This window comes from Streptomyces sp. NPDC058663 (assembly GCF_042716745.1).
GTDB lineage: Bacteria > Actinomycetota > Actinomycetes > Streptomycetales > Streptomycetaceae > Streptomyces.
In genome coordinates, this window is record NZ_JBHXRV010000071.1 from 26005 (window position 1) to 35523 (window position 9519).

Genomic DNA, 9519 nt, shown 5'->3' on the forward strand with positions numbered 1-9519 from the left:
GGGGCCGGCCGGGGGGGGGCTGTCCCCCAGCCGCCCCCTCACCCCCCCCCCCCGGCCGCCGCTCCGCTCAGACGGCGGTCGCGTCGGGCCCGAACCTGCTGCGTACGGCGGTCTGCACCTCGGCCTCCTCGGCCGGGTCGGCCGCCAGCCTGCGCAGCCGGTCGGCCACGCGGGCGTCGCCGGTCTCGGCGTGCCGTGCGGCGATCTCGCGCGTCGTCTCCTCGCAGTCCCACAGGCACTCGACGGCGAAGCCGGAGGCGAAGGACGGATCGGTGGCGGCCAGGGCGCCCGCCGCGCGCTGCCGCAGGTGGGAGGAGGCGGTCTCGCGGTAGATGTGGCGCAGTACGGGGGCAGCGGACGCGATGCCGAGGCGGCCGGAGCCGTCCACCAGGGGCCACACCCTCGGTGCGTCGGGTCCTTCGGCCCGGACGGCGTCGCGCAGGGCACCGAGGACCAGCGGGGCGTCCTGCGCCCCTCCCCGGCAGGCCAGTACGCCCGCTGCCGACGCGCCCAGGGCGTCGGGGCGGTGCACCCAGCCCCGGGCCCGGTCCACCGCCTCGGGCCCGCACATCCGCTCGAAGGCGGCGACGGCGGCCTCCGCGACGGTGGCGGAGGGACTCTGCGCGGCGTCCTCGATCAGATCGAGCACGGCGGGGTCGCGCGACTGGGCCAGGTAGTGCAACGCCGTGCCGCGGGCTCCGTCCGCACCGCTGCGGGCGGCGCGCAGGATCGTGGCACGGTCCTCGGGTCCCGCGACGGCCGACAGGCAGCGGGCGGCCGGCACGTGCAGCACGGCGCCGCGCTCCAGCCCCCGGTGTGCCCAGTCGAGCACCGCGTCCACGCTCCACTCGGGGCGGGGCCCCGCCGGGCGCATCTGGCGCTGCCAGCGGTCGAAGGACCCCTGTTCCTGCGCCGCGCGCACCCGGCCGCCGACGGCAGCGCGCGGGTCCTCGGCCCACAGCCGCCAGGGCCTGGGCTCGTAGGCGTCGCGCACGGCCGAGGCGAGTTCCGCGTCCCCTTCGGGGGACGCGGCGAACCGCGAGAGCACCGGCCCGGCGAGGGAGCGCAGCCCGCCGTCGTCGTCGCGCAGGGCGAGTTCGTCGAGCGCCCACGCCCAGTTGGCGCCGGTCCTCGCGTACCTGCGCAGCAGGACGAGTGCGTCGTCCCTGCCGTAGGAGGCGAGGTGGCCGAGGACCGCGAGCGCGAGCCCGGTGCGGTTCTCGTCGGTGTCCAGGACGTCGTCGGCGTCGAAGAGGTGCTGCTCGATCTCTTCGAGGCCGCCGTCGAGGTCCAGGTAGAGGCGGGCGTAGTAGAGCGACCGGTTCTCGACCTGCCAGTCGTGGCGGGGGTCGTGGGTCACGCAGTGGTGCAGGGCCGCGAGGGCTTCCGGGCGGGGTGCGGCGAGCGCGTGCAGCGTGCCGTCACCCCGGCCCCTCTGCAGGAGGCCGAGCAAGGTGCCGCTCGGCGCTATGACTGGATCAAACATGGAAAAAGCCTCACATCAAGCTGTCGACGCAACCGGGAATCATGCCGTGCCTACGCCGCGCGACAACATGCTGGGCCGCCCGTCACAGTCTCTTGCTTGGTGTAGACCATCTTCCTCTGCCTCTCGTTGGTGGCCCGGAGTGGGCCCGTTCCACATTTCCGTAATGCGGCGACTCGTGCCCGCACCTGGTGTTTGTGAATCCGTCGTCATGATGGCCCAGCCATTTCCGCACCGCGACCACATTTACGACGCCCCCCCCGGACTCCCCTACCCAGCAGCGGTCAGCGTGCGCCGAACAGCTCGAGCAGGTGCTTCTTGTCGAACATCCGCGCGGTGTCCAGTGCGGACGGCGTCCCGGCCGCCGGGTCGGCGCCGCCCGCGAGCAGTGCCCGGACCACGTCGTCCTCACCCTTGAAGACCGCGCCTGCGAGCGGGGTCTGTCCCCGGTCGTTGGCCCGGTTCGCGTCTGCGCCGCGGGTCAGCAGCGCCTCCACCGCGCGCGCGTGGCCGTGGTACGCGGCGAGCATCACCAGGGTCTGCCCCTGGTCGTTGGTGAGGTCCGGGGAGACACCCGCGTCGACGTAAGCGGCGAGGGCCTCCGCCTCACCCTGCCGGGCGAGGTCGAAGATCTTGGTCGCCAGTTCGACGACCTCGGGGTCCGGAGCTTCGCTCATCGCGGGCAGCCTGCCTTTCACATGCCGTGACCAGGGGCGCACGGCGGGAGAGCCGTACGAGTGAATCGTCAGGGTACTGGCCGCTCCTGCGACATGACCCGGTCTCCCGACGGCAAAGATCAGCGCGAGGCCGTCCGGCTCTGCCAATGCAGTGAAAAATACGAAATTTAACCCGACTGCACGATTTGCGGCACGGATACTTTCTGTGAGCCTGGAAGGACTCATGGTGACTGTCCCCCTCAACCAGGAGAACTCTCATGATCCTGTCCATCTCCGGTGTCGTGCTGCTCGGCATCATCGTCTTCCTGTTCTTCCGCAAGGACGGACTGAAGGCGTCCCACGCCCTGGTCTGCGCCCTCTTCGGCTTCTATCTCGCGGGCACCGCCATCGCCCCGAGCATCAAGGCCGGAGGAGCGAGCCTCGCCAGCCTTCTGGGCGGGATCAAGTTCTGACCCCACCTCCACCCACCCCCACCTCAGGAGTCCGACGTGGCCCGGCGTCCCCTCCCCCGCATTCTGAGCAGCAGCAGTGTCTCGGTGGCCCGCAGCCGCGAGCTGGCGCGCACTGCCGCCGACAGCGCCACGGACGTGCTCCATCCGCTGATCACGATCAGCCGCGGCCTGCGCAAGCTCGCCGCGGCCGGTCGTGCCAGATGGGCGGGCACCCCGAAGGAGAAGCGCGGTCCCGCGCTGTTCCTGGTGGGCTCCGTCGTCCTGGTGGTCGCGCTCATCCCGTACGGGCCGCTGCTCGCCCTGATCACGGTGATGGCCGCGGCCGCCTGGAAGGGCCACGAGCGCGCGCCCGTGCAGACGGGCCCCACCCCCGCGGAGACCGAACGGCTCCAGTCGCTGTACGAGGCGCTGGTGCCGTACTTCTCGGTCCCCGACGACCCCGAGCCGCTGTTCGCGCACGGCGGCGAGTGGGACAAGGCCTTCAGTGAGTACGCCTTCGACGGCTCCGGCCGTCCCTCGCAGCTGATGATCCGCTATCCCGCGTACTTCCCCGACGGCGAGGCCGGCTCCAGGGCCCGCATCGAGCACCTGCTGCGCGCCAAGTCCGGGCGCGGGCGCGAGTACCGCTTCGACTGGGACGAGGAGGGCAACCAGCTCGTCATGACGGTGCTGGAGGCGCTCCCGACGACGATCGCCGCCCAGCGCTTCGTCACGGCCCCCGGCGAGACCGTCCTCGGCTTCACCGACCCCGGCGCGGCACCCCGTACGGTGCCGGTGCACGGGGACGACGAGGAGTTCGACGCCACCCCGGTGATCTGGCGGACGGGTCCCCGTTCCACCGAGCCGCACCTGCTGGTGGTCGGCCAGCCCGGCAGCGGGACGACCAGCCTGCTGCGGTCGATCGCCCTGCAGGCCCTGGCGGACGGCGACGTCCTGATCGCCGAGGGCAGCGGCACCGGCGAGTTCGCGTGCCTCGCAGGCCGCAGCGGTGTGCTGGCCGTCGAGTGCGGACTGTCCGGCGCGCTGGCGAGCCTGGAGTGGGCGTCGGCGGAGACCGAGCGGCGGCTGATCTCCGCCAATCTGGCCCGGCAGGCGGGCCGTCCCGCTCCCGACGACACCCGGCGTCCGCTGTGGATCCTGCTCGACCGGCCGAGCGTCTTCGGGCACCTGGCGGTCGCCGGCGGCCGCGCCGACCCGCAACAGCTGCTCCAGGTGCCGCTGCGGCACGGCAGGGCCGCCAATGTGACGGTCGTGGTGGCCGAGCAGTTCGACACCCTGGACACCCTCGGCGACTCGCTGCGCGCGCACACCCGGGCGCGTGCCGTGCTCGGCCCCGCATCCCCCGAGGAGGTCGCGGAGGTGCTCGGCGTGCCGCCGCACACCACGCCGACCCCGGACGTCCCGCCGGGGCGCGGCTACGCACGGCTCGGCACGGGTCCGGTGATGCGCCTCCAAGTGCCCGCCACGCCCGACCCGTACGACGACGCCACCAGTGAGTCGCACCGCCGGGCCGTACTGGACCTGCTGCCGGAGCGGTCCCTGCCGGCCGAGGAGAGTGACGAGACCGAGGAGCTGGAGACGGCGGTGCCCGCGGAGGGCTGAGGACGGCGAGGGGCCGTGTCCGCGCATCCGGACGGAGGCGCTGAGGGCGGCGGGGGGCCGTGCTCCGCGCGTCCGGACGGGGCGCTGAGCACGGCCCCCCGCCGTGCCGCGCTCACGCCACGGAGGTCCGCGGTGTCTCCGCCCCGGAGCTCGCCCCGGACTCGACGAGCCGTGCGGCCGCGGCCAGCCGCACCGCCGCCTCGTCCGCCACCGGGCCGCCCACGGTGAACGGCAGCCGCACATAGCCCTCGAAGGCCCCGTCCACCCCGAACCGGGGCCCCGAAGGCACCCGTACCCCGACCCGCTCGCCCACCGCGGCGATCCGCGAGCCCGACAGGCCGCCGGTGCGCACCCACAGGGTCAGGCCGCCGGCCGGTACGTCGAACTCCCAGTCCGGCAGCTCCCGGCGCACCGCCGTGACCAGGGCGTCCCTGTTCTCCCTGGCCTGGCCGCGCCGCAGCGTCACCGCCTGTTCCCAGCCCCCGGTGCTCAGCAGCCAGTTGATGGCCAGCTGCTCCAGGACGGGCGTGCCGAGGTCGGCGTACGCGCGTGCCGAGACCAGGCTGCGGATGACCTCCGGGGCGGCCCGGACCCAGCCGATGCGCATCCCCGCCCAGAACGCCTTGCTGGCCGACCCGACGGTCAGCACGGTGCTGCCCGCCGGGTCGAACGCACAGACGGGCCGCGGCATCTCGTCGGCGTCGTCGTCCAGGTGGAGTTCGGTCATGGTCTCGTCGACCACCAGCACGGTGCCCGCCGACCTGGCCGCCTCCACGAGTGCCCGGCGCTGGTCCTCGTCGGCGAGGGCGCCGGTGGGGTTGTGGAAGTCGGCGACGACGTACGCGAGGCGGGGGGCGGCGTCCCGCAGCACCTGCCGCCAGCGCGGCAGGTCCCAGCCGGTCAGCCCCTCCGCCATGGCGACGGGCACCAGCCGGGCCCCGGCCTCGCGCATCAGCTGGAGGATGTTGGCGTAACTGGGCGACTCGACGGCGACCCGCTCGCCGCGTCCTGCGAAGAGGTGGCAGATCGCGTCCATGGCGCCCATCGCACCGGTGGTCACCATGATCTGTTCCGGCATCGTCGGGATGCCCTTGGCGGTGTACCGGTCGGCGAGCGTCTGCCGCAGGGCCGGCAGTCCCGCCGGGTAGTCGCCGTGGGTGTGCGCGTACGGCGGCAGCTCCTCCAGGGCCCCCTGGACGGCGCGGGTGAGCCACGGCTCGGGTGCGGGCAGGGAGGCGGTGCCCAGGTCGATGACACTGCCCAGGGACTCCGGCGGCATCGGCTCCAGGCCGCGGGCCGGCAGCGGGTTCCCGGCAGGAACCGCCGTCCAGCTGCCCGCGCCCCTGCGCGACTCGAGGAAGCCCTCGGCCCTGAGCGCCTCGTAGGCGGCGGCCACCGTCGTACGGCTGACGGCGAGGGCCACCGCGAGTTCGCGCTCGGCGGGCAGCCGCGCCGCGACCGGCACCCGGCCCTCCAGTACGAGCAACCGCACCCCGTCGGCGAGCGCCCGGTAGGCGGGCGGCTTGCGGGAGTGAGGACCTGCCGGGCGGGACTGCTGGGAGCTGAGCTGCCGGGCGAGCTGCGCCGCCCCCACCGCCGAAGTCCACTGCGCCATGATTTCAGTCCACCTTCCCCGGATTGGCCATGGATGGCTCGTCCTTACGGGCCACAGAGTGTCACGGGCCGGTCCACCACCACTACCCAAGGGGCGCCACGTGTCCGGGTCATCCACAGAACTCTCCCGACGGCTCTCGCAGCTGTACGTGGGGCTCGCGCTGTACGGAGTGAGTTCGGCGGTGCTGGTGCGCGCGGGGCTCGGCCTCGAACCCTGGGGCGTACTGCACCAGGGTCTTGCCGAGCGCACGGGTCTCACCATCGGGGTGGTCTCGATCGTCGTCGGGGCCGCCGTGCTGCTGCTCTGGATACCGATCCGGCAACGGCCGGGCCTGGGCACCGTCTCCAACGTCTTCGTCGTCGGCATCGCGATGGACGGCACGCTGGCCCTGATCCCCGCACTGCACTCCCTCACCGCCCGGATCGCCCTGCTGGCCTTCGGCGTCGTTCTCAACGGGGTGGCGACCGGCCTGTACATCGCGGCCAGGTTCGGCCCGGGGCCGCGTGACGGCCTGATGACCGGTCTGCACCGGCTGACCGGACGCTCGGTCCGGCTGGTCCGTACCGCCATCGAGATAGCGGTGGTGGCCACCGGATTCCTGCTGGGCGGGTCCGTCGGCGTGGGCACCCTCGCGTACGCCCTGGCCATCGGCCCGCTCGCCCAGTTCTTCCTGCGGCTGTTCGCCGTCCCCGCCCCGGCCGTGGCTCCGGTGACGGACGCGGGCCCGGCCCGGCGCGCGGACGGCGCCCCGTCCGGTCCCCCGGAGCCGGTCACCGGGGAGGAACCCGGGAAGGCGATACTGCCGGGGTGAACCGCGCACCCCGGCACAGCTACCTGGACCATCCGGGCCCGGTCGTCCCCTTCGCCCACCGCGGCGGGGCGGCCGACGGGCTGGAGAACACCGCGGCCGCCTTCCGGCGCGCCGCCGCTGAGGGCTACCGGTACTTCGAGACCGATGTCCACGCCACGGCCGACGGGAAGCTGGTCGCCTTCCACGACCCGACGCTGGAGCGGGTCACCGGCACCGCCGGCCGGATCGCGGAGCTCCCCTGGGACCGGGTGCGCCACGCGCGCGTGGCCGGCACCGAGCCGCTGCCGCTCTTCGAGGAGCTCCTCGAAGAGTTCCCGCAGGCCCGCTGGAACATCGACGTCAAGGCGGAGCCCGCGCTGCTCCCGCTCCTGGACCTGGTGCGGCGTACGGACTCCTGGGACCGGGTCTGCGTCGGGTCCTTCAGTGAGCGCCGGGTGGCCAGGGCGCAGCGCCTCGCGGGGCTGCGCCTGGCGACGTCGTACGGCGTGCGCGGAGTGTTCGCACTGCGGCTGCGCTCGTTGGGCGTGCCCGCTCCGCTGCGGCGCGGTGCGGTGTGCGCCCAGGTGCCGGAGACCCAGAACGGGGTACGTGTGGTGGACCGGCGCTTCGTGGCGACGGCGCACGCGCTCGGCCTGCGGGTCCACGTATGGACGGTCAATGACGCGGACCGGATGGCCGCGCTCGTCGATCTCGGTGTGGATGGCATCATGACGGACCGGATCGCGACGCTGCGGTCGGTGCTGACCGAGCGCGGGGCCTGGGCCTGAGCGGTCCTCCGTGGCCCGTGCGCGCGCCGTGACGGGGACGGACAGGGGGCGCGGTGGAAGCCGGAGCGGGGGAACCGCGGCAGGACGCGGTGGAGCGCGGGCGCGAACAGCGCGGCTGGTACTTCTACGACTTCGCGTGCTCCGTCTACTCGACGAGCGTGCTGACCGTCTTCCTCGGCCCGTACCTGACGACGGTCGCCAAGGCCGCCGCGGACGCGGAGGGCTTCGTCCACCCGCTCGGCATCCCGGTGCGGGCGGGCTCCCTGTTCGCGTACGCGGTGTCCCTGTCGGTGATCGTCGCGGTCGTGCTGATGCCCATGGCAGGTGCGGTCGCCGACCGCACCGGGCGCAAGAAGCCGCTGCTTGCCGTCGCGGCGTACCTGGGTGCGGCCGCGACCGCCGCCATGTTCTTCCTGGAGGGCGACCGCTATCTGCTGGGCGCGGCACTGCTGGTCGTCGCCAACGCGTCGCTGGCCGTGTCCATGGCGCTCTACAACGCCTATCTGCCGCAGATCGCCACGCCGCAGGAGCGGGACAGGGTCTCTTCCCGTGGCTGGGCCTTCGGCTATGCCTCGGGCGCCTTCGTCCTGGTGCTCAATCTGGTGCTGTACACCGGTCACGAGTCCTTCGGCGTGAGCGAGTCGGCGGCGGTACGGATCTGCCTGGCGTCCGCCGGAGTGTGGTGGGGCGCCTTCGCCCTGATCCCGCTGCGCCGGCTGCGGGACCGCAAGGTGGCGGCGGACGGCGCCCGGGCGTCCGTGGGACAGGGCTGGCGGCAGCTGCTGGCGACCCTCAAGGACATGCGCCGCCACCCGCTGACGCTGTCCTTCCTGCTCGCCTATCTGGTCTACAACGACGGCGTCCAGACGGTGATCTCGCAGGCCTCGGTCTACGGGTCCGAGGAGCTGGGGCTCGACCAGACCACCCTCATCACCGCCATCCTCCTGGTCCAGGTCCTGGCGGTCTTCGGGGCGCTCGCAATGGGCCGGCTGGCCCAGCGGTTCGGCGCCAAGCGGACCATTCTCGTCTCGCTCGTCGCCTGGACGCTGACGATCGGCGCGGGGTACTTCCTCCCTGCCGGGGCGCCCGCCGGGTTCTACCTGCTGGCGGCGGCGATCGGGCTGGTGCTCGGCGGCAGCCAGGCGCTGTCCCGCTCGCTGTTCTCGCACCTGGTGCCGCGCGGCAAGGAGGCCGAGTACTTCTCCGCGTACGAGATGAGCGACCGGGGCATGAGCTGGCTGGGGCCACTGGTGTTCGGTCTGGCCTTCCAGCTGACGGGGAGCTACCGGAACGCCATCCTCTCCCTGGTGGCCTTCTTCGTGGTGGGGTTCATCCTGCTCGCGCGGGTACCCGTGAGGAGGGCCGTGGAGGCGGCGGGAAACCCCGTACCGGAAAGAATTTAGACCTCGAAGTAAAAGGCCGGTAGTGTACGCCTTTGGCTTACCAGGCGGACCGTTACTGCGTGCTTGCGCAGGAAAAAGTAGGGGTCACATCTGATGTCAGATGTGACAAAGCGGTCACTGGTGGGTACAACAAGGGGCGGCACGACGGGCGACGCACTGACCCGCAACGGGAATCTTTACCGCCGACCGGACGTTGACCGGATGACGACGACAGCGACAACACCTGTCCTGTGGGCGACAAGCCCGGGAGGCACGATTCATGAGTGAGCGAGCTCTCCGCGGTACGCGGCTCGTGGTTACCAGCTACGAGACGGACCGCGGCATCGATCTGGCCCCGCGCCAGGCGGTGGAGTACGCATGTGAGAAGGGCCATCGCTTTGAGATGCCCTTCTCCGTGGAAGCGGAAATTCCGCCGGAGTGGGAGTGCAAGGTCTGCGGGACCCAGGCACTCCTGGTGGACGGCGATGGGCCGGAGGAGAAGAAGGGCAAGCCCGCGCGAACGCACTGGGACATGCTCATGGAGCGACGCACCCGCGAGGAACTCGAAGAGGTCCTGGCCGAAAGGCTCGCGGTACTGCGTTCCGGCGCCATGAACATCGCGGTGCATCCGCGGGACAGCCGCAAGTCCGCCTGACGCCATAGCCGGCGAAGGGCCACTGGAGAAGTACAGCGCAAGAGCCGCGGGGCTCCGGGACACCGAGTGTGCTGT

Annotated in this window: 9 protein-coding genes; 6 read left to right on the forward strand and 3 right to left on the reverse strand. The window is 72.5% G+C overall.

Features of this window, described 5'->3' with window-relative positions:
* Positions 1 to 67 precede the first annotated feature (67 nt).
* A complete protein-coding gene (locus ACFWVV_RS34860; RefSeq protein WP_384355490.1) occupies positions 68 to 1486 on the reverse strand; it encodes a HEAT repeat domain-containing protein in 1419 nt (472 codons plus the stop codon).
* A 281-nt stretch (positions 1487 to 1767) separates the two neighbouring features.
* Positions 1768 to 2160, reverse strand: coding sequence for an ankyrin repeat domain-containing protein (locus tag ACFWVV_RS34865; RefSeq protein WP_384355488.1), 393 nt, complete (start codon positions 2158 to 2160; stop codon positions 1768 to 1770).
* A 257-nt stretch (positions 2161 to 2417) separates the two neighbouring features.
* On the opposite strand from ACFWVV_RS34865, the gene ACFWVV_RS34870 reads away from it, so the two are divergent.
* Together ACFWVV_RS34870 and ACFWVV_RS34875 are read left to right on the forward strand one after the other, a co-directional pair.
* Positions 2418 to 2612, forward strand: a complete 195-nt coding sequence (locus ACFWVV_RS34870) for a hypothetical protein (RefSeq protein WP_018534760.1) — start codon at positions 2418 to 2420, stop codon at positions 2610 to 2612.
* A gap of 36 nt (positions 2613 to 2648) precedes the next feature.
* Positions 2649 to 4214, forward strand: coding sequence for a hypothetical protein (locus ACFWVV_RS34875; protein ID WP_384355486.1), 1566 nt, complete (start codon positions 2649 to 2651; stop codon positions 4212 to 4214).
* 112 nt (positions 4215 to 4326) lie between these two features.
* Here the strand turns inward: ACFWVV_RS34875 and ACFWVV_RS34880 are convergent, their stop codons facing one another.
* The gene (locus ACFWVV_RS34880; protein WP_384355484.1) at positions 4327 to 5829 is read right to left on the reverse strand and encodes a PLP-dependent aminotransferase family protein; all 1503 of its coding nucleotides are present in this window, start codon (positions 5827 to 5829) and stop codon (positions 4327 to 4329) included.
* A 100-nt stretch (positions 5830 to 5929) separates the two neighbouring features.
* Here ACFWVV_RS34880 and ACFWVV_RS34885 point away from each other — a divergent pair, with 100 nt between their 5' ends.
* The 4 genes from ACFWVV_RS34885 (at position 5930) to ACFWVV_RS34900 (ending at position 9444) form a co-directional block, all read left to right on the forward strand.
* Positions 5930 to 6640 carry a YitT family protein gene (locus ACFWVV_RS34885; protein WP_384355482.1) on the forward strand — a complete coding sequence of 237 codons (711 nt, stop codon included), beginning with the start codon at positions 5930 to 5932 and terminating at the stop codon, positions 6638 to 6640.
* On the forward strand, positions 6637 to 7407 hold the full coding sequence (locus tag ACFWVV_RS34890; RefSeq protein WP_384355480.1) for a glycerophosphodiester phosphodiesterase family protein: 771 nt from the start codon (positions 6637 to 6639) through the stop codon (positions 7405 to 7407). The genes ACFWVV_RS34885 and ACFWVV_RS34890 overlap by 4 nt, the downstream gene beginning before the upstream one ends.
* A gap of 53 nt (positions 7408 to 7460) precedes the next feature.
* Entirely contained in the window at positions 7461 to 8810 is a 1350-nt protein-coding gene (locus tag ACFWVV_RS34895; protein WP_384355478.1) for an MFS transporter, read from the forward strand.
* A gap of 259 nt (positions 8811 to 9069) precedes the next feature.
* Positions 9070 to 9444: an RNA polymerase-binding protein RbpA gene (locus tag ACFWVV_RS34900; RefSeq protein WP_142215978.1), complete on the forward strand. Its 375-nt coding sequence runs from the start codon at positions 9070 to 9072 to the stop codon at positions 9442 to 9444.
* The last annotated feature ends 75 nt before the right edge of the window (positions 9445 to 9519 follow it).

What these genes read in the sequence shown, in the direction of transcription:
- ACFWVV_RS34860 (WP_384355490.1), bottom strand. Translation starts at nt 1,486, where the DNA reads ATGTTTGATCCAGTCATAGCGCCGAGCGGCACCTTGCTCGGCCTCCTG.
- ACFWVV_RS34865 (WP_384355488.1), bottom strand. Translation starts at nt 2,160, where the DNA reads ATGAGCGAAGCTCCGGACCCCGAGGTCGTCGAACTGGCGACCAAGATC.
- ACFWVV_RS34870 (WP_018534760.1), top strand. Translation starts at nt 2,418, where the DNA reads ATGATCCTGTCCATCTCCGGTGTCGTGCTGCTCGGCATCATCGTCTTC.
- ACFWVV_RS34880 (WP_384355484.1), bottom strand. Translation starts at nt 5,829, where the DNA reads ATGGCGCAGTGGACTTCGGCGGTGGGGGCGGCGCAGCTCGCCCGGCAG.
- ACFWVV_RS34900 (WP_142215978.1), top strand. Translation starts at nt 9,070, where the DNA reads ATGAGTGAGCGAGCTCTCCGCGGTACGCGGCTCGTGGTTACCAGCTAC.